The sequence below is a fragment of the Spirillospora sp. NPDC048911 genome (assembly GCF_043198015.1).
Classification (GTDB): domain Bacteria; phylum Actinomycetota; class Actinomycetes; order Streptosporangiales; family Streptosporangiaceae; genus Spirillospora.
This window is the reverse complement of record NZ_JBICUD010000002.1, coordinates 207,674-226,561: the sequence shown is the minus strand read 5'-3', so window position 1 is coordinate 226,561 and position 18,888 is coordinate 207,674. Positions and strand designations below refer to the sequence as shown.

At 71.0% G+C, this 18,888-nt stretch carries 17 protein-coding genes; 6 read left to right on the top strand and 11 right to left on the bottom strand.

Annotated elements, in window-relative coordinates:
• The first annotated feature begins 101 nt into the window (after positions 1-101).
• The gene (locus ACGFNU_RS08215) at positions 102-782 is read left to right on the top strand and encodes a TetR family transcriptional regulator (protein ID WP_392591379.1); all 681 of its coding nucleotides are present in this window, start codon (positions 102-104) and stop codon (positions 780-782) included.
• Positions 783-825: 43 nt separating this feature from the next.
• Positions 826-2,526 carry an immunity 49 family protein gene (locus ACGFNU_RS08210; protein WP_392591377.1) on the top strand — a complete coding sequence of 567 codons (1,701 nt, stop codon included), beginning with the start codon at positions 826-828 and terminating at the stop codon, positions 2,524-2,526.
• Here ACGFNU_RS08210 and ACGFNU_RS08205 read toward each other — a convergent pair.
• From ACGFNU_RS08205 to ACGFNU_RS08185, 5 genes are read right to left on the bottom strand one after another with little or no spacing between them, the layout of a single operon-like run.
• Positions 2,519-3,682, bottom strand: a complete 1,164-nt coding sequence (locus tag ACGFNU_RS08205) for a lipid-transfer protein (RefSeq protein ID WP_392591376.1) — start codon at positions 3,680-3,682, stop codon at positions 2,519-2,521. The two genes, ACGFNU_RS08210 and ACGFNU_RS08205, sit on opposite strands and share 8 nt — an antisense overlap.
• Positions 3,679-4,959, bottom strand: coding sequence for an OB-fold domain-containing protein (locus tag ACGFNU_RS08200; protein WP_392591375.1), 1,281 nt, complete (start codon positions 4,957-4,959; stop codon positions 3,679-3,681). The genes ACGFNU_RS08205 and ACGFNU_RS08200 overlap by 4 nt, the downstream gene beginning before the upstream one ends.
• Complete coding sequence (locus tag ACGFNU_RS08195) at positions 4,956-6,128, bottom strand: acyl-CoA dehydrogenase family protein (RefSeq protein ID WP_392591373.1); 1,173 nt, start codon at positions 6,126-6,128, stop codon at positions 4,956-4,958. Before ACGFNU_RS08195 ends, ACGFNU_RS08200 begins: the two co-directional genes overlap by 4 nt.
• Positions 6,129-7,238, bottom strand: coding sequence for an acyl-CoA dehydrogenase family protein (locus ACGFNU_RS08190; RefSeq protein WP_392591371.1), 1,110 nt, complete (start codon positions 7,236-7,238; stop codon positions 6,129-6,131).
• A gap of 42 nt (positions 7,239-7,280) precedes the next feature.
• Positions 7,281-8,951 (bottom strand): AMP-binding protein, encoded by a 1,671-nt coding sequence (locus ACGFNU_RS08185; protein ID WP_392591370.1) that lies wholly within the window; start codon positions 8,949-8,951, stop codon positions 7,281-7,283.
• Positions 8,952-9,172: 221 nt separating this feature from the next.
• On the opposite strand from ACGFNU_RS08185, the gene ACGFNU_RS08180 reads away from it, so the two are divergent.
• Complete coding sequence (locus ACGFNU_RS08180; RefSeq protein WP_392591369.1) at positions 9,173-9,799, top strand: TetR family transcriptional regulator; 627 nt, start codon at positions 9,173-9,175, stop codon at positions 9,797-9,799.
• A gap of 12 nt (positions 9,800-9,811) precedes the next feature.
• On the opposite strand, the gene ACGFNU_RS08175 is transcribed toward ACGFNU_RS08180, so the two are convergent.
• Entirely contained in the window at positions 9,812-10,555 is a 744-nt protein-coding gene (locus ACGFNU_RS08175; RefSeq protein ID WP_392591367.1) for a hypothetical protein, read from the bottom strand.
• The gene (locus ACGFNU_RS08170) at positions 10,552-10,767 is read right to left on the bottom strand and encodes a hypothetical protein (RefSeq protein WP_392591365.1); all 216 of its coding nucleotides are present in this window, start codon (positions 10,765-10,767) and stop codon (positions 10,552-10,554) included. Before ACGFNU_RS08170 ends, ACGFNU_RS08175 begins: the two co-directional genes overlap by 4 nt.
• Positions 10,768-11,324: 557 nt before the next feature.
• Between ACGFNU_RS08170 and ACGFNU_RS08165 the strand changes: the two genes are divergently transcribed.
• Complete coding sequence (locus ACGFNU_RS08165) at positions 11,325-12,773, top strand: S1 family peptidase (protein ID WP_392591363.1); 1,449 nt, start codon at positions 11,325-11,327, stop codon at positions 12,771-12,773.
• A gap of 143 nt (positions 12,774-12,916) precedes the next feature.
• Positions 12,917-13,153: a DUF397 domain-containing protein gene (locus ACGFNU_RS08160; RefSeq protein WP_392591362.1), complete on the top strand. Its 237-nt coding sequence runs from the start codon at positions 12,917-12,919 to the stop codon at positions 13,151-13,153.
• A gap of 71 nt (positions 13,154-13,224) precedes the next feature.
• Here ACGFNU_RS08160 and ACGFNU_RS08155 read toward each other — a convergent pair whose 3' ends face one another.
• On the bottom strand, positions 13,225-14,049 hold the full coding sequence (locus tag ACGFNU_RS08155; RefSeq protein ID WP_392591360.1) for an ABC transporter permease: 825 nt from the start codon (positions 14,047-14,049) through the stop codon (positions 13,225-13,227).
• On the bottom strand, positions 14,046-14,867 hold the full coding sequence (locus ACGFNU_RS08150; RefSeq protein WP_392593443.1) for an ABC transporter ATP-binding protein: 822 nt from the start codon (positions 14,865-14,867) through the stop codon (positions 14,046-14,048). The genes ACGFNU_RS08155 and ACGFNU_RS08150 overlap by 4 nt, the downstream gene beginning before the upstream one ends.
• A 214-nt stretch (positions 14,868-15,081) precedes the next feature.
• Between ACGFNU_RS08150 and ACGFNU_RS08145 the strand changes: the two genes are divergently transcribed.
• Positions 15,082-16,026, top strand: a complete 945-nt coding sequence (locus tag ACGFNU_RS08145) for a helix-turn-helix domain-containing protein (RefSeq protein WP_392591358.1) — start codon at positions 15,082-15,084, stop codon at positions 16,024-16,026.
• On the opposite strand, the gene gcl is transcribed toward ACGFNU_RS08145, so the two are convergent.
• Both gcl and alc read right to left on the bottom strand, forming a co-directional pair.
• Positions 15,994-17,778 (bottom strand): glyoxylate carboligase, encoded by a 1,785-nt coding sequence (gcl, locus tag ACGFNU_RS08140; protein ID WP_392591357.1) that lies wholly within the window; start codon positions 17,776-17,778, stop codon positions 15,994-15,996. The two genes, ACGFNU_RS08145 and gcl, sit on opposite strands and share 33 nt — an antisense overlap.
• Before the next feature lie 67 nt (positions 17,779-17,845).
• Positions 17,846-18,874: an allantoicase gene (gene alc / locus ACGFNU_RS08135; RefSeq protein ID WP_392591355.1), complete on the bottom strand. Its 1,029-nt coding sequence runs from the start codon at positions 18,872-18,874 to the stop codon at positions 17,846-17,848.
• Positions 18,875-18,888: the final 14 nt, after the last annotated feature.

Genomic DNA, 18,888 nt, shown 5'->3' with positions numbered 1-18,888 from the left:
GTCGTCAAACGCCGAGTTTCATAGAGAGACATGATTCAGATCACGACAATATTCTTCGTCTGCCAGTTGGCTGAGGATCATCGGACCGTTACACTTCGTCCATGACCGCGACCGCCCCCGAGGCCCACCCCGCGGGCCGCGACCCCCAGCCCCCGGGCCGGCGCGAACGCAAGAAGCAGCGCACCCGCGAGGCGCTGATCGACGCCGCGTTCGAGCTCTTCGCCGAGAAGGGCTTCGACGCCACGACCGTCGAGGAGATCGCCGACGCCGTCGACGTCTCGTCCCGGACGTTCTTCCGCTACTTCGCCTCCAAGGAAGAGGTCGCCCTGACCTTCCAGGAGGAGCAGCAACGGGCCGTGCTGGCCGCGCTCGCCGCCCGGCCGCCGGACGAGCCGGTCGTGACCGCCCTGCGCCACGCGGTCGTCGGCATCGTCCAGGCCGCCGAACGCGGCGAGCTCGGCTTCGACCCCGACCGCCTGACCTGCATGATGGACCTCATGAACAACAGCCCCGCGCTGCTCGCGGGCAGCCTGGAGCACGCGCAGAAGAAGCAGGCCTCGATGACGCGCGTCATCGCCGAGCGCATGGGCGTCGACCCCGCCGGCGACCTGCGTCCCCACGTGGTGGCGGCCACCGCGGCCTGCGCGTTCCGGGCGACGGCCGACATGATCCAGGAATACCGCGACGCCTGCGACGGCATCCCGCTGTCGGAGGCGATCGACCAGGCCTTCGCCATCGTCGAGAACGGGCTCAACTTCCCGTCGGTCCCGCCCGCCGGCTGATCCGCCCGCTCGGTGACGGTGTGGGCCGCTACGATCGCCCGCCATGACGACAGATCGCCATGAGGTGGACGAAGCCGCCGTCAAGACGGCCCTCGACGCCGTTCCCGACCAGCTCGACAAGGACGCGTCGCGGGCCGAGTACGGCGGCTCGTTCGGCATCGAGATGCTCAGCGACATGCTGCTCGACTACGTGGCGGCGCGTTCGGCGGAGATCGACCCGCGGTTCGAGAGCCGCGAGTCGTGGACGGCGCTGAACAGCGCGGCCGAGCTCGCGGCCGACTACGTCGCCGCGCTGAACACTCCGGTCGGCGAGGTGGCACGGGCCTGGGTCGACTATCTGGGGATCGGCTTCGGCTTCACCCAGGCCGACGAGGAGAGCGTCACCACGACCGACTGGATCCACGCCTTCCAGCTGGCGCTGATCTGCCGCGACGGGGCGAAGCTCGTCCGGCTCTACCGGCTGCTTCAGGACCTGCCCGACGGCCCGAAGAAGATCTACGCCACGGCGCTGGGGATCCGCTGGGCGGACGCCGCCGGGCTCATCGAGCGGGACGAGGACGAGGCGCACGGGTCCGACGGCTCCCCCGGCCCGGTCAGGACGCCCCATCCGGTGCGGCTCGACGGCGCCGAGTCGCCCGGCGACGAGGTCGCGCTGCTCCGTGCGCTCGTCGACGGCACCGATTTCCAGCAGGCCCTGACGGAGGCGCTCGCCGCGCACCGGGAACGAGCGGGTGACGGCCGGGTCCGCGACCTGATCGCCTGGGGCCCGCTCGCCCTCGCCGCGCTGGCCCACGACAGCGGCGTGCCCGTCGAGGTCGAGTCGGGCTACCTCCCGGCGCGGCTGGTCACCGCGGCCGGGCCCCGGACGGCGGAGGCGGGCGAACCCGTCCCGCGGCCCGAGGTCCCGGCGGAGTACGCGGCCAGGCGCGTCGAGCGCTGGCAGAAGGACGCGGCGGAGGACGTCGAGTACCTTTTCGCGTCCAACATCCGGCTCGGCTACCGGAGCTCGGTCTTCCAGGACTTCGCCCGCGAGCGGCTCTGGACGTACGCCTGCCTGTCGTGCCTCGACCCCACGGCCGCCGACCCGCGCCAGTGGACCGAGCTGGTCCTGGCGAGCGAGGCCGCGTGCGCCGCGTTCCGGGTCGCCGCCGCTCCCCGGGAGACCGAGGTGGAGCTCACGGTCGCCGGCCGGACCGGGACGGTCCCGGCCCCCGGCCCGAACAGCGAAAGCGGTCCCGGGAACTACGCCAGGGCGGTCGCCCTGGCGCTCATCGCCCGGTCGGCCGACGACCTGGCGTTCCTCGGCGGCGTGACCGACGAGGTCTTCGCCGAGAACCGGAGCGCCGGATCCGACATCCCGGCCTACGCTCTCGCCCTGCGCGCCTTCCTGACCGGCGGCGACGCACGGCCCCAGCTGGACGTCGCGCTGGCCAAGACGAGCGGCGACGACACCTGGGAGTGCCTGCGCAGGCCGCGGATCCTCATGCTCGACCGCCTGGTCGCCGGCGACCAGGCGGGCTTCGACGGGGCGCTGACCCAGGGCCTGGACCTCCACCGGCAGTACTACTCGGTGGGCGACCGCGAGAACGATCCCGAGGGGCTGGTCTGCGCCGACGCGCTGGGCCTGGCCTGCGCGGCACACGACCGGGGGTGGCCGGTCGGGGTCGTGTCGGACTACCTGCCGCGCCGGATCGTCGAGGGCGCCTGGGTGGGCACTCCCCCGGACCTGGGCCTCTTCAGCTGACGCCGAGGACCAGGCCGCTGGTGGGCACGCCGGTGCCGGCCGTGACGAGCACGTTGCGCACGTCCGGCACCTGGTTCACCGAGGTGCCGCGGACTTGGCGGACCCCCTCGGCGATGCCGTTCATGCCGTGGATGTACGCCTCACCCAGCTGACCCCCGTTCGGGTTGACCGGAAGCCGACCGTCGATCTCAATGCCGCCGTCCTTGATGAAGTCGCGTGCCTCGCCGCGTCCGCAGAAGCCCAGCTCCTCCAGCTGGATCAGCACGAACGGCGTGAAGTGGTCGTACAGGATCGCCGTCTGGACGTCCGCCGGGGTCAGCCCTGACTGCTCCCACAACCGGCCGCCGACGTTGCCCAGCGCGGGCAGCGCGGCCAGGTCGCCGCTGTAGTAACTGAACATCATCATCTGGTCGGGCCCGGTGCCCTGCGCCGCCGCGTTGATGACGACGGGCGGGTTCGGGAGGTCGCGGGCCCGTTCCACGCTGGTCACGACGATGGCCACGCCGCCGTCGGACTCCTGGCAGCAGTCCAGCAGGTGCAGCGGGTCGACGATCCACCGGGACGCCTGGTGCTCGTCGAGGGTGATCGGCCGTTCGTGGAACCACGCCTTGGGGTTGGTGGCGGCGTGCCGCCGCATCGCGACCGCGACACGGCCGAAGTCCTCGCTGGTCGCGCCGTACTCGTGCATGTAGCGGCGGGCCTGCATCGCCACCCAGGCCGCCGGGGTGGCGAAGCCGTACGGCAGGTGCCAGGAGAACTCCAGCCCGGTCGAGTCCACCCGCGTCGAACGGTTGGCCTGGCCGAAGCGATGACCCGAGCGTTCGTTGAACGCGCGGTAGCACACCACCACGTCGGCCTGCCCGGTCGCGACGGCCATCGCCGCGTGCGCGACGGTGCCGCACGCCGCACCGCCGCCGTACTCGACCCGGGAGAAGAACCGCAGCTCCGGGATACCGAGTTCGCGCTGCACGGCGATCTCGGCGTTGGCGTCCGCCGCGAACGTGACGAGGCCGTCCACGTCCGACGGCTTGAGACCGGCGTCCCGGATCGCGTCCAGGCACGCCTCGGCGGCGAGTTGCAGCTCCGACCGCCCGGACTCCTTGGAGAACTCCGTCGCCCCGATGCCCGCGATCGCTGCCTTGCCCGACAGGCTCACTCGTTCTCCTTGATCCGTACGGTGGCGGTCACGTGATCGCCCAGGCTCACCGCGCCGCGCACCTTGAGCGTCGTCGTGTCGACCCGCTCGGTGAAGATCCGCAGCGTGTCGCCGGCGTAGGCGGGAACGCCGAGCCGGACGGAGATGCTCTCCAGGACCGCGCCGGGCTCGGCTTTGAGCGCGGCGCGCTGCACGAGGCCGATGGACGTGAGGATGTTGAGGAAGATGTCCTTGGTCCCCTGGGCGCGGGCCAGTTCGGTGTCGTGATGGACGGGGGTGAAGTCCCGCGTGGCCAGCGCCGTCGCGATGACGAACGTCGGGGTCAGCGGGATCTCCAGGTCGGCGGGCGGCTCGTCCGCGACGGGCTCCGGCGCCTCGGCCTGTGCGTCGGCCGGGGTCCACTGCGGAAGGGTGAGGTCGTCGTCCACGCGCTCGAACGTGACCTTCACGGGCATGCCGACCGTCACGTCCTCGGGCGGGCAGCCGTTGATGTTGCCGACGACCCGCACGCCCTCGGCGAGGTCGATCACCGCCACCACGTACGGCGGGGTCTTGCCGGGGACGGGCGGATGGTGATGCACGACGTAGCTGTGCACCGAGCCACGGCCGCTCGCGACCACGTGGTCGCGCTTGGCCGAGTGGCAGTTCGGGCACATCGGTCCCGGTGGATGGCGGAGCGTCCCGCAGTCGGCGCAGCGCTGGATGCGCAGCTCGCCTTCCTTTGCGCCCTCCCAGTAGAACGCGGTGTCCAGCCCGATCGCGGGCTTGATCGGCCCGCCCTTGGATCGGGCCCCGCTCCGCTTGCGCGGCTGGAACTTGAGGACGCGGAAGAGCATCTCGGCGACGCGCTCGTCGTTCTCGTCGTACCAGCTCTGGTACCACGTGACGAAGTAGCCCTCACCCATCCCGGTCTTCTTCGGCCCGGCGATCCCGCCGAACCGCATCGTCGACCGGAGCTGCTCGCCGACCTTCACGTAGCGGTCGTAGGTCTGCTCGCAGTTGGTCGCGACGACCCCGGTGTAGCCCGTCTCGTTCAGCAGCCGGAGGATCTCGTCGGCCGCCGACGCGCCCTTCTGCGCGACCAGGCCCGGCATCGACCAGACCTGGATCATCGCGGGCGGCGCGACCTGCGCCCAGTCGCCGGGGTCGTTCAGGGCCTGCGCCCAGTTGCGGATCATCGCGCCGTTGACCGGGTCGAGGCAGGGCGCCCCGTCCCGCTCGCCCGCCGCCGTGAGCTCGGCGGCGAGGTCCTGGAGGCGGTCGTGGACGCCGGTCACCGCGGCGCCCGGGGCAGGCCGAGGCCGATCATGGCGATCAGCTCGCGCTGGATCTCGTTGACGCCGCCGCCGAAGGTGAGCACGATCGCGCCCTTCACGCCGTGGTCGAGCCGGTCGATGAAGTCGGCCGTCACGGGGTCGCCGGGGTCGCCGTACCGGGCGAGCGCGTCGCCCACGATCCGGCCGACCTCCTGCATGCGCTCCGAACCGTAGATCTTGGTGGCGGACGCGTCGGCGGCGCCGAGCCAGCCGAGGTCCATGTTCGCCGCGACCTGCCAGTTGAGGAACTCGTTGACGCGCAGGTAGGCGTACACCTGGGCGACCGCGCGGCGGACGGCGGGCTCGTTGATGAGCGGCTCGCCGTCCCGGCCGGTCGCCGTGCGCGCCCAGCGCTCGAACCGGTCGTAGGTGTGGCCGATGTTGCCCGCCGGGCCCAGCGTCACGCGCTCGTGGTTGAGCTGGTTGACGATGAGGTCCCAGCCCTTGTGCTCCTCGCCGATGAGCATGTCCACCGGCACCCGGATGTCCTGGTAGTACGTGGAGTTGGTGTGATGCCGGCCGTCCATGGTCACGATCGGCGTCCAGGAGAAGCCCGGGTCCTTGCAGTCGACGATGAGCATCGAGATGCCCTTGTGCTTCTTGGCGTCCGGGTCGGTGCGCGCGGCCAGCCAGACGTAGTCGCTGTAGTGGGCGCCCGACGTGAAGATCTTCTGCCCGTTGACGACGTAGTGGTCGCCGTCCTTGACCGCGGTGGTCCGCAGCGACGCCAGGTCGGTGCCCGCGCCCGGCTCGCTGTAGCCGATCGCGAAGTGGCACTCGCCCGCGAGGATCTTCGGCAGGAAGAACGACTTCTGCTCGTCCGTGCCGTACTGCAGGATCGTCGGCGCCACCGAGTTGAGCGTGATGATCGGGTACGGCACCTCGGCGCGCGCGATCTCGTTGGCGAAGATCTGCTGCTCCATCGGGCCGTAGCCGCGCCCGCCGTACTCCTTGGGCAGCGCGACGCCGAGCATTCCGTCGCGGCCGAGACGCTTGCAGTGCTCCATGTAGTGCCCGCCGAACGGATCGTTCGCGATCTGGGCACGCTGCTCGGTGGTCAGGCAGTTCCGGAAGTAGTCGCGCAGCTCGGCGCGCAGCTTCTTCTGGTCGTCGGTCAGATCGATGAACACTTACGCCTCCCGGGCGGCGACAAGGACGCCGAGCGTGTCGAGCTGGTCTTCGGCCCCGCCGAGCAGATGCCCGGAGTGCTTGGCCCAGGCGAAGTACCGGTGCAGCGGGTAGGTCACGTCCAGCCCGATGCCGCCGTGCAGGTGCTGGCAGGTGTACAGCGCCTTGATCACCGGGTCGGCGGCGTTGAACGAGGCGATCGCCAGAACCTCGTCGATATCGTCGGCTTCCTCGGCGAGCCGCCATGCGCCTGCCCAGACGGCCACGTCCAGGGCGCGCTTGGCGATGTAGACGTCGCCGATCTGCATGGTCACGGCCTGGAACTGCGCGAGCGGCCGCTCGAACTGCTCCCGCGTCTTCACGTACTCGGTGGTCAGGTTGAGCGCGCCCTCGATCACGCCGGACGACAACGCCACGGCCCCGGCGACCGCCGAACGCCGCAGCGTCTCCCAGGCCGCGCCGTCCGCGACCCCGCCGAGCAGTGCGTCCGCGCCGACCCGCACGCCGTCGAGCTCGACCCGCGCCAGCGGCTCGGTCGTCGCGGACGGCTGCGGCGTGATGCTCACCGCGGACGGCTCGACGAGGAAGACTCCGACGCCCTCCCCTTCGACCCGCGCGGGGATGAGGACGCGGGAGGCCTCCGCCGCGTACGGCACGAAGGTCTTGACGCCGGTCAGGACGAACGCGTCGCCATCGCGCCGGGCCGTCGTGTTGATCACTCCGGCGGGGCCGATCTCGCGGTACGCGCCGGTGAGAACGGTCTCGCCCTCGTTCAGCGGGGCGAGGAGGGACTTCTGCTCGGCGGTCCCGTGCCGCGCGATCGGCACCGCGGCCAGCGCGAGCGAGGCGTACCCGGGGACGGGCGCCACGCGGGCGCCGATCTCGCGCAGGATCACGGTCAGCTCGACCGGGCCGAGCCCGGCGCCGCCCTGCTCCTCCGGCAGGCAGATCCCCAGCAGCCCGGCCTGGGCGAGCGCCTTCCAGATCCCCACCTCGTACGGGGCTCCGCTCTTCTCGAAGGCCTCCAAGCGCTCCCGCGTGGCCTCGCGCGCGAGGAGGTCGGCGGCGAGTCCCCGCAGCTCTTGCTGGGTCTCGTCGAGATTGAAGTCCACTCAATGTCCCCTTTCTAGGAGATCGGGCGACCGCAGCGAGCTCTACGAGTGAGGATCGCCCGATCGACTCTGCGGGGGTCCGGGGGTCGCCCCCCGGTCGAGCACGTGGAGGCGGCCGCGCTGTTCGAACTCGGTCGCGAGCGCGGCCACGTCTTGCGGGGTCATCCGGCGGTAGGCGAGGTCCCGTCCGGGCCGCCACCACACCGGGTCGTCGGTGCGCCAGCCGTCCTGGACGAGCCGGCGCTTGAGGATCTTGTTGGAGGCGGTCGCGGGCAGCTCCCGCGTCACCCGCACGTACCGGGGCGGCCACTTGGGACCGAGGTCCTCCCGTCCGCGCAGGTACGCGGCGAACGCCTCGGGATCGAAGTCGTCGGTGGCCAGCGCCAGCATCACCTGGTCGCCCGCCGCCGCGTCCGGGACGCCGTACACCGCGAGCTGCCGGACGCCGGGAAGCTCGGCCAGCGCCCGCTCGACCTGGGCGGCGCCGAAGTTCTCGCCGTCCACGCGAAGGCGGTCGGCGGTACGGCCGGCGAAGAACACGTAACCGTTCTCGTCGGCGTAGGCGTGGTCACCGCTCCAGAACATTCCGTCCCGCAGCCGGTCGGGGGCGTCCTCGTTGTAATACCCGTCGAAGAGCCCGAGACCGGTCGTGTTGACGAGTTCGCCGATGGCCTCGTCCCCGTTCAGCAGGCGCCCGGCCGCGTCGAACCGTCCCGGCGGGCACTCCCGGCCGGTCTCGGGGTCGAGCACCTTGACGCCCTCGGTCAGCTTGCCGAGCGCGCCGGGCGGGCCGAACGGGTCGGGTGAGAGCGCGATCGCGGTCTCGGTCGAGCCGTAGCCGTCGATCACGAAGCAGCCGAAGCGCTCGCCGAAGGCCTTCTGTTCGAGCGGCGCGGCCTCGTTGCCGAAGGCGAACTTCAGCGGGTTGTCGTTGTCGTCGTCCTTGGCGGGCGTCGCGAGCACGTACGACAGCGCCTTGCCGACGTAGTGGAGGTAGGTGCAGCCATGTTGGCGTACATCGGAGAGCATGCCCGAGGCAGAGAAACGCCCGCGCACGACGAGTTCGGCCCCTGCGGCGACCGCCGGCGCGTACGCCGCCATGATGGCGCCGGAGTGGAACAGCGGCATCGGGCAGTAGACGACCGATTCGGCGTTCAGCATGCGCCCGGCCAGGTTCTCGCCCGGCACGACCACCTTGCGGTGGGTGACGCGGACGGCGCGGGGCTGCCCGGAGGTGCCCGAGGTGAAGATCAGCATCAGCAACGTCTGCTCGCCGATCCCGTCGGCCGCCGGAAGGGCGGCCCCTTCATAAGGAGCCAGCGACGCGGCGTACTCGGCGCTCTCGATCTCGAGGACGGGCCCGCCGATGGCCTTGGCCAGATCGGCGTGCCGGGACTGGGTGACGATCAGGTCGCAGTCGGCGCGACCCGCGTCCCCGGCGAGCTCGGTGGCGCTGCGCGAGTGGTTGAGCGCGACGAGCACCGACCCCGACAGGGCCGCGCCGCCGAGCAGGAACACCAGCTCAGGGACGTTGTCGAGCAGCACACCGACATGGACGGGACGGTCCGGTGTGCGCCGGGCCTCCATCCAGGCCGCGCGGACGGCGCACTCGCGCACGACCTCGCGCCAGGTCCAGGCCCGGCCGTCGTCGGCGCTCCGCAGGCCCGGCCGGTCGTCGCCGGCCCGCGCCCTCAGCATCGCTGCCACCGTCATGGCGCAAAAACTAGAACAGATTCTAGTCTGTGTCCAGAGGCGTGATCACTACCTCGCCGAGGGCGATTCGCCACGCATGTCACGGTTAACCGCTCCAGTGAACGGTGGCTCGCCGGAGACGGCGCGGACCGATTCAGATAACACGTTCTTGCCATGGCTGTACGCTAGGGGCCGGGGGAACGACCCGCGGGCCCACCACCCGCTCAGCGAGAGGCGAGACCGTGACCGCAGAGCCGGCTGCGACCAGCCAGGAGGAGGCGGCCGACCAGGCCGTCCAGCAGGGCGTGCGCTCGCGCAGCCAGCACCAGCGGCGCAAGCGCATCGTCCAGGCGGCCGCCGCGCTCGCCTCCCGGGGCGGCGTCGAGGCCATGCAGATGCGCACCGTGGCCGAACGGGCCGGGGTCGCGCTGGGCACCCTCTACCGCTACTTCCCGTCCAAGATGGACCTGGTCGTCGCGGTCGTCAGCGAGGAGCTCGACCTCCTCGAAGGCAGCATCGACCGGCGCCCGCCGCGCACCAGCAACCCGCCGCAACGCGCGGTCGAGGTGCTGATGCGCGCCACCCGCGGCCTCATGCGCGAGCCGGAGCTGGCCGAGGCCCTGATCCGCTCGCTGCTGCTGTCGGACGTCAAGACCGAGTTCGGCGACCGGATGTCCCGGCTGCTGCTGCGCGCCGCGGTCGGCCCCGAGCACGACCTGCCCGCCGACGACCCGCGCCGCGTCCTCGTCCGCTCGCTGGCCAGCGTCTGGACGATGGAGATGATCGAGATGCTGCGCGGGCACGCGAGCGCCGACGAGATCCAGGCCAAGCTGGAAATCGCCGCCGCCCGCCTGCTCGAGGACTTCTAGGCGAGAGACGCCCTAGGGTCGCTGCCCCGCCTGGTTCACCACGCCGACCGAGACGACCCGCATGTTGAGGCCGGAGGGCGGGATGCCGCACCCCTTCTCCAGCACCTCCGCGGGGTCACGGGTGAAGGTCGACCGCTGCCCGGCGTACCGGTAGGTCCGGGCGTCGAAGAGCACCTCGTTCAGCCGCCAGCCGTCCATGGGCCGCCCGAGCGCGACCATCCCGTCCACCTCGTGCACGACCACGCCGGGCACCTTCTTCATCGCCCGGTAGACGGCGGCCTCCACCTTCGGCGGCAGCAGGTTGGCGCCCAGGATCTCGAGCAGGGTGTTGAACGCGAACTCCGCCCGGTCGTCGGGGGACATGCAGTCCGTGACGCCCGGCGGCGGGGAGCTCTTCTCCTCCGGCGGCCCGAGGTGCCGGTAGACCAGCGCCAGCAGCGCCTCGGGATCATCCGGGAGCCGCGCCAGCCCGGCGTAGTCGGGCGGCGGCCAGGTCGGCTGCTGCTCCCGTGTCACGTCGTTGAACCACAGTTTCCCACCCTCGAGAACGGCCGACCGCAGCCCGTCGGCCCGCTGCCACTGCTCCTCGAAGATCATCTCTTCGCCGGGTCCCCCGTCGCCGCCCGGCAGGCTCCAGCGCTGCTTCACGGGCACGTTCCGGTAGTGCGTGTAGATCCACTGATCAGGCCGGGGCGGTGCCCACTCCCGCCGCTCGGCCTCGCCGGCCGCCCGGTCGAGCGTGAAGGCGGCGCTCACCGCATCGGGCGGGTCCCGGTCGCCTGCGGCCGCCCACCGCCGTCGCTCACCCGCACGGTGGCGATGCCGCCCGCGACCGCCGCCGCCACCAGCACCCCGGTCACCGCCGCCCCGACCCGCGTACGGGTCACCCGCCGCCTGACGTCCACGGGGGGCGCCGCGTCCGTCAGGAGCACCGCGTCCGTCAGGGGCCCGGCGGCCACGGCTGCCACGGCTGACGGCGCCGTCCGCGGGGACTTCCTTCGAGGCGGCGGCTCGGTCCAGGAGGGTGGCGCGGGCGGCCGCGCGGGCTTCGGGGCCGGGGGGTGATGTCCCAGGAGTCGCGCAGGAGGTCGAGGTCGTTCATCGGTCGGTGTCCTCTCCGAGGGAAGTGGGGTCGGTCTCGCCCAGCGCGGCGCGCAGCCTCTTGCGGGCCCGGTGCAGGCGGGATCGGGCGGTGCCCGCCGGGATGCCGCGTCGTAGTAGCGGTCGAAAACGGCGGCGAAGCTCTCCGGGTCGTCCTGCGACGCCCGGATGATGTCGGCGTCGGAACGCGTGGTCACCGCGGCCAAGTCCGGCTCTCTGGGGTCATGATCTGCCTTCCGCAGTGTGGGTGGTCACCCCTCCTTCGCCGATCGCCCGGTGTGTGTTCTCGGGCCTTCGACGCCAATGGAATCAACAGTGAAAAACCGTACGCCGACGATTCATTGCCGTGTCACGGGCATCCGCATACATTCCGCCGGAGGGCGCCCCTCCTCCCCTCTCCCCCGTACCCCCCCAGGAGAGTCACATGGCTCGCACACACCTCCTGCTGGGGATCGCCGCCTCGACCGGACTGGTCGCGGCACTGGCGGTCCCCGCGGTGGCGAGTACCGGCGCAAGCTCCCCCACCAGGCCGAGCGCGCAGGCCGCCCCTGTCGCACCGGCACCCTCGGACGACCGGGCGACCCGGATCCAGAAGAACCTTCGCATGGCCCTCGGCAAGAAGTTCGCCGGGGCGTGGGTCGCGGCCGACGGCCGGACCGTCACCGTCGCGTCCACCGACGCCGCCTCCGCCGCCGCGATCCGCAAGGCGGGCGCGACGCCGAAGACCGTCGCCCGGAGCGAGGCCGGTCTCGCCTCCGCTCAGTCGGCGCTCAACCGCAAGGCCCGCTCGGCGGGCACGTCCGTCAGCTCCTGGTACGTGGACGCGAAGACCAACAGTGTCGTGATCGAGACGCGGTCCGTCGCGGCCGCGAAGAAGTTCGTGCGGGCCAGCGGCGTGAACGCGCAGGCGGTACGGATCGTCCAGTCGAACGCCAGGCCGCGTCCGCTGTACGACATCGTCGGCGGCGAGCGCTACTGGACGACGCAGTACGGCTGCTCGGTCGCGTTCTCGGTGACCGGCGGCTTCATCACCGCCGGGCACTGCGGCGGCACGGGCGAGACCACCAGCGGCTCGAACCAGGTGGCCCAGGGCACGTTCGGCGGCTCCTCGTTCCCCGGCGACGACTACGCCTGGGTGAACACCAACAGCCAGTGGACGCCCACGCCCAAGGTCAACAAGTGGAACGGCACGTACGAGACCGTGCGCGGCGCGACCGCAGCCCCCGTCGGGACGCGCGTCTGCCGATCCGGCGGCACGACCAGCACGCGCCTGTGGTGCGGCACCATCCAGCAGCTCAACGCCACCGTGAACTACGAGGAAGGCTCGGTGTACGGGCTGATCCGCACCAACATCTGCGCCGACCCCGGTGACTCGGGCGGCGCGCTCATCACCGAGACCGGCGGGCAGGCCCAGGGCATCACGTCCGGCGGCTCGGGCACCTGCAACGACGGCCAGGGCAGCGGCGACTCGACCTACTTCCAGCCGGTCACCGAACCGCTGCAGATCCTCGCCGGGCAGGGACGCCAGCTCGTCACCGAGGGCGGCGGCCCCGGCCCCGGCGGCTACTGCGACGGCTACACCACCAAGGTCACCGGCTCCCTCGCCAGCGGCGCCAGCCAGTACCAGCCGAGCGGCAACTACACGTCCTCGGCCTCCGGCACCCACGGCGGCTGCGTGGACGGCCCCGACGGCGTCGACTTCGACCTCTACCTGCAGAAGCTGAACGGCGGCACGTGGTCCACCGTGGCCAGCTCGACGAGCCCCGGCCCGGACGAGAAGGTCAGCTACAACGGCACGGCGGGCACCTACCGCTACCGAGTCCACGCGTACAGCGGATCCGGCTCCTACACGGTCGGCTACACCAAGCCGTAACCGCTGCGGACGCTGTACGGACCGGGTCCCCGGCCGCCCCCTCCCCGGGGCGGCCGGGGATCACTCGGCTCCGCCCGCGCGGCGATCCGCCCGGCACTAACCTGGAGGCCGACCCCCAGCAGCGGAACGGAGCAGGTGTGTCAGTGAGCGAGCAGGAGCCGATCCTCAGCGACGGCGTCATCATCGAGTTCATCGACGGCAAGGACGTCCCGGTGGGCCACAAGGACTTCGGCGAGCGCGCCGTGGTCATGCGCGACGCCAAGAACCCCGAGGGCCCGATCCTCTACTTCACCGAGGCCGAATGGGACGCGTTCATCGCCGGCGTCAAGGACGGCGAGTTCGACGACCTCCTCGACGAGGAGCCTCCCGCGGACCTGTGACATCCGGACCGTGACGACGATCGGGAGGGCCGCGGCCCTCCCGATCGTTTCGTGTCCGGACGTCGGCGTTCTCACCCCACTCGCTGGAGCGCCTTCTCACGCCGTTCGGCGACGCTCGAACCCGACTCCCGCCGCGCCATCCGCCGCAGCACCACCGGCGCGACGAGCAGCCCGAGCACGGCCCAGGCGCCGAGCACGCCGACCGTCTCCGCGTGCCGCCACGAGTCGCCGATCTCGATGGTCACCGCGCTGCCGGGCAGCAGCGCCGACCGCATGCCGAGGCCGAGCCAGTAGATCGGCGTCAGCTGGGCGATCCACTGCAGCCAGTCCGGCATCGAGGTGATCGGATAGAAGATGCCGGAGACCGCGATCATGCCGATGACCGGCAGCTGGATCAGTCCCTGGCTTCTCGTGCTGGTGAAGACCGAGCCCAGGATCGCGCCGATGGGCAGCGTCGCCACCATCCCGAGCACCAGCACCCACGCCAGGGTCGCCCATGACCCCGTGCCGGTCGCCAGCCCGGCCACGATGAACATGCCCGGGACCAGCAGGATCATCAGATCCGCCAGCAGCCCGCCGGACACCGAGACGATCTTGCCGATCAGATAGCCCCGCATCCCGTTCGGCGTCGCCTTGGCCCGCAGCAGCGTGCCGTCCTCGCGGTCGGCGGTGAGGTGCTGGCTCATGCTGACCATGCCCATCGCCGCGTTCATCCCCACGATGCTCGGCAGCGCCAGTGTTCCCAGCACGAAGCCGCTCGACCCGAAGTCCCGGTCGCGCATGAACCACAGGACGACCAGCATCAGCACCGGCCACAGGAAGTGCGACACCAGATCACCGGGATTGGTGAACGACTGCCGGAGCTCGATCAGCCCGCGCGAAAGGCCCGCCCTCATCGGTCCGTCCCCTCGTGCTCGCGCACCAGCGCGAGATAGGTGTCCTCCAGCGAGGCCCGCCGGACCTCCAGCTCGCGGACGTCCTCCCCGTGGCGGCCGAACAGCTCCCGCACGAACGCGGTCGAATCGCCGGTGGAGACCACATGGCGCTCCCCGCCGCAGACCCAGCGCACCTCGTCCTCGCCCGCGATCCGCCGCGCCAGCGCCGCCGCCGGCCCGTCCGCGATGATCCGGCCACCGGCCAGGATCACGATGCGGTCGGCGAGCTTCTCCGCCTCCCCCAGATCATGAGTGGTCAGCAGGATCGTGGTGGCGTCATCCGCGAGCCGCCGCACGAGCCCGTGGAAGTCCTGCCGCGCCTGCGGGTCGAAGCCCACGGTCGGCTCGTCCAGGAACAGGACGTCGGGCCGCCCCACGATGCCGATCGCCACGTCCAGCCTGCGCCGCTGCCCACCGGACAGCGCCTTGATCTTCTTGTCCGCGTGCCCGGTCAGCCCGACCGTCTCGATGAGCTCGTCGGTGCCCCACGGCCGCGTGTAGTAGGAACCGAGATGGCCGAGCAGCTCCCTCACCCGCCATTTGCCGTGGTCCCGCCACGACTGCAGCACGACACCGACCCGGTCGCGCCACCGTTCGTCACCGTGCGCCGGATCGGCCCCGAGCACCTCCACCCGCCCCGCCGACCGCATCCGGAAACCCTCCAGGATCTCGATCGTCGTGGTCTTGCCGGCTCCGTTGGGCCCCAGCAAGGCGACCACCTCGCCCTGCCGCACCTGGAAGGCCACCCCGTTCAGAACATCAGCGGCCCCGTACCGCATCCGCAGCCCATCGACCTCGACATGGTTCAATGCAACCTCCTTTCAACGCCTTGAAAGCTACGTTGCGTTTCAACCCCCTTCAACAAAATTCTCGCTTCATCCGCCCGGAAACCCAGGCCAAAAGCCATACAATTGCAACAGCGCTGACCGCGAACGCAACACCCGAACAACCAAGTGTTGCAATGACCTAGGTGAACGCACCACGGGAGCAGGAATGCCAGGAGGACGGCTGACCCACCAGGACCGCCGGCGCATCGCCACCGGGCTGGCCGACGGCCTCGGCTACGCCGAGATCGCCCGGCAACTGGACCGCCCCACCTCGACCATCAGCCGAGAAGTGGCCCGCAACGGCGGCCCCGAGCTCTACCGCGCGGACCACGCCCACCTCGCCACCGGACGGCGCGCCCGCCGCGACGCCCCGGCCGCACCCCCCACCGTGCCCACCGACGAGTACGGACGTGACATCGCCAAGGTGCGCGACTTCGTCGAACGCTTCGCGTCCGTCATGGTCGAGGCCGGGCTACCGAAGATGGCGGCCCGCGTGCTCGCCTGCCTCGTCACCACCGACGCGGGCGCCCTGTCCGCGGCCGAGCTGGTCCAGCGCCTCAGGGTGAGCCCCGCCTCGGTCTCCAAGGCGATCGCCTACCTGGAGGCCCTGGACGTGGTCCGGCGCGAACACGGCCGCCGCGGCCGCCAGCGCTACCTGATCGACGACGACGTCTGGCTCCAGACCTGGCTCACCCGCGCTCGGACGCACGGCGTATGGGCGGACACCGCCGAAGAGGGCACGACCCTCTTCGGCGCCGACACCCCCGCGGGCGCCCGCCTGCACGCGATGAGCCACTTCTTCTCAAAACTGAGCGCGGACATGGCCAGCGCCCCCACCGAAGACTCACTCAAAGACGCGGTCACCGTCTTCGCCGCGCTTCTCCACGCGGGCCGTCCCCTCACCTCGGACCAGCTGGCCACCGCCCTGGACTGGCCCGCCGCCCGCACGACCACCGCCCTGACCGACGCCGAACGACTGGCAGCCGTCACCGACCCGCTCATGGTCCACCGCCCCACCCCGACCACCTACACAGTGGCCGCGGCCCCCGACGCCCTGACCCCCACCCAACGCCAGGCCCTAGAAGACCTGGCCCGGGGCGGGGCCGGTTAGTTCGCGGATGGCTGTGGGGGCGTGGGAGGGGTGGGTTGCCAGTTCTTCGAACTCGGTCACGCCGGCGATGTCGGTGCCGCTCATCGAGATGTTGGTGACGCGTTCGAGGATGGCTTCGACGACTACGGGGACGCGGTGTTCGGCGGCTAGTTTCTTGGCCTCTTCGAAGGCTGGGAGGAGGGCCTCGGGGGTGCGGACGCGGAGGGCCTTGCAGCCCAGGCCTTCGGCGACCTTGACGTGGTCGACGCCGTAGACGCCCAGTTCGGGGCTGTTGATGTTCTCGAATTCGAGGTTGACCTGGAAGTCGATGTCGAAGGCGCGCTGGGCCTGGCGGATCAGGCCGAGGTAGGAGTTGTTCACGACGACGTGGATGTAGGGGATGTTGTGCTGGGCGCCGACCGCCAGTTCTTCGATCATGAATTGGAAGTCGTAGTCGCCGGAGAGGGCGACTACCGGGGTGTCCGGGTCGGCGGTCGCCACGCCCAGGGCCGCGGGGATCGTCCAGCCCAGGGGGCCCGCCTGGCCGCAGTTGATCCAGTGGCGGGGGCGGTAGACGTGCAGCATCTGGGCGCCCGCGATCTGGGACAGGCCGATGGTGGTGACGTAGCGGGTCTCCGGGCCGAACGCCCGGTTCATCTCCTCGTAGACGCGCTGGGGTTTGAGGGGCACGTTGTCGAAGTGGGTGCGGCGCTGGAGGGTGGCGCGGCGTTCTTGGGTGGACGCGGCCCAGGTGCGGCGGTCGGGGAGTTCCTGGTCGCGGGCCACCTCGATGAAGAGTTCCAGGGCTGCCCTGGCGTCGGAGGCCATGCCGTAATGGGGCATGAAGATCTTGCCGATCTGGGTCGGCTCGACGTCGACGTGCACGAACGTGCGGCCCTCGGTGTAGACGTCCAGCTTGCCGGTGTGGCGGTTGGCCCAGCGATTGCCGATGCCGAGGACGAAGTCCGACTCCAGGAACGTGGCGTTGCCGTAGCGGTGCGAGGTTTGCAGGCCGACCATCCCCGCGTTCAAGGGGTGGTCGTCGGGGATCGTGCCCCAGCCCATCAGGGTCGGGATGACCGGGACGTTGGTGAGCTCGGCGAATTCGATCAGGAGGTCACCGGCGTCGATGGCGCCGCCGCCCGCGATGATGAGGGGGCGTTCTGCCGCGTTGAGGAGGGCGATGGCCTTCTCGGCTTGGGCGCGGGTTGCCTTCGGCTTGAAGACCGGGAGCGGCTCGTAGGTGCCGGGGTCGAACTCGATCTCGGTCAGCTGGACGTCGAGCGGCAGGTCGATGAGGACCGGGCCGGGGCGGCCGGAGCGCATGACGTGGAACGCCTTCTGGAAGACACCCGGGACCTGCGCCGCTTCGAGGACGGTGACCGCCATCTTGGTGACCGGCGTGGCGATCGAGGCGATGTCGACGGCCTGGAAGTCCTCCTTGTGGATCACCGCGGTCGGCGCCTGGCCCGTGATGCACAGGATCGGGATCGAGTCGCCGAGGGCGGAGTAGAGGCCGGTGATCATGTCGGTGCCGGCCGGGCCCGAGGTGCCGACGCAGACGCCGATGTTGCCGGCGTGCGTGCGGGTGTAGCCCTCGGCCATGTGCGAGGCGCCCTCGACGTGCCGGGCGAGGACGTGGGCGATGCCGCCGGAGGTTTTGAGGGCGGCGTAGAACGGGTTGATCGCCGCGCCGGGCACGCCGAACGCGGTGCCGACGCCTTCGCGTTTCAGGATTTCGACCGCGGCGCGGGCGGCTGTCATTCGAGGCATGTCGGGCTCCTCAGGGGTCGCTGAATACGTGGCTCGGCATTGCCGGCCACGCGATGTCTGGTTGTCGTTAGGCGAGTTCCCGCCAGCGGGCCGTGAGGGCCTGCTCGCCGTCGGGGGTGAGGTCGCCTAGGAGCCGGAGGCGCGCGATGCCTCCGCAGGGATAGATGTCCACGCGTACGTGGGTCACTTCGTGGGAGTCGGCTAGGCGAAAGCGGTGCCTGCCGTCGGGCTGGAGGCGGGTGCGTTCCAGGAGAACCGACCATGCGGCTGCGTCGTCCAGCGACGCGGATCGCGCGTCGATGCCGGAGAGCGAGGCCGCGGCGGGGGCGTTGAACTTGAGATTGGTCGTGTCGATCTCGGCCAGCTTGACGACGCCGGGGGCCGCGAGCTGGACGATCGCCCACTCGTTGCCCGGGTCGCGGCGGCGCGCCGTCTCCCAGCCCTCGGCCTGGTTGCGGGCGAGACCGGGGGCCAGCATGTTGTCCGGACGCGAGTAGAACATGTTGGAGCAGCCCGTCACCCGCGCGCCGTTCTCCAGCGCGGCGAGATCCACGGTGAGGCCGGTGAGCAGCGCCGGGTCCGCGACGACCTCGCCGTGCACGCGAAGGCGGGCGATGCCGCCGTCGGGGAACATGTTCAGCCGGACGTGGGTGAAGCGGCGGTTGAACGACACGTCGAACGCGTGCTCGGCATCGCCCTTGAGGGGGCTCTTCGGCACGATCTCGATCCAGTCGGCGTCCGCGAGCTCCGCGGCGGCGGGGTACCCGTCCACTGCGCACGCCTCGACGGACGCGTGCGGCGGGAAGTTGCCCTTGAACCAGGCGGTGTCGATGATGACGCCGCGGATCACGCCGGGCAGGCCGAGCCGGACGACGGCCCAGTCGTGGCCCAGCTCGCCGTTCTCGTCGGGGCGGCGGCGCGCGGTCTCCCAGCCGTCGTACTCCTGGCCCTTGGTGCCGAACGTCTCCGGCTGGAACTCCGGCTTCCACGGGTTGATCAGGTTCTCCTTCTCCTCGAACGACTCGTCGCTGGCGGCGAGGACCGAGCCGCCGAACGAGCGGAGCGCGAGGTCGGGAAGGGCGGTGAAGTCAGTCATCAGAAACGTCTCTT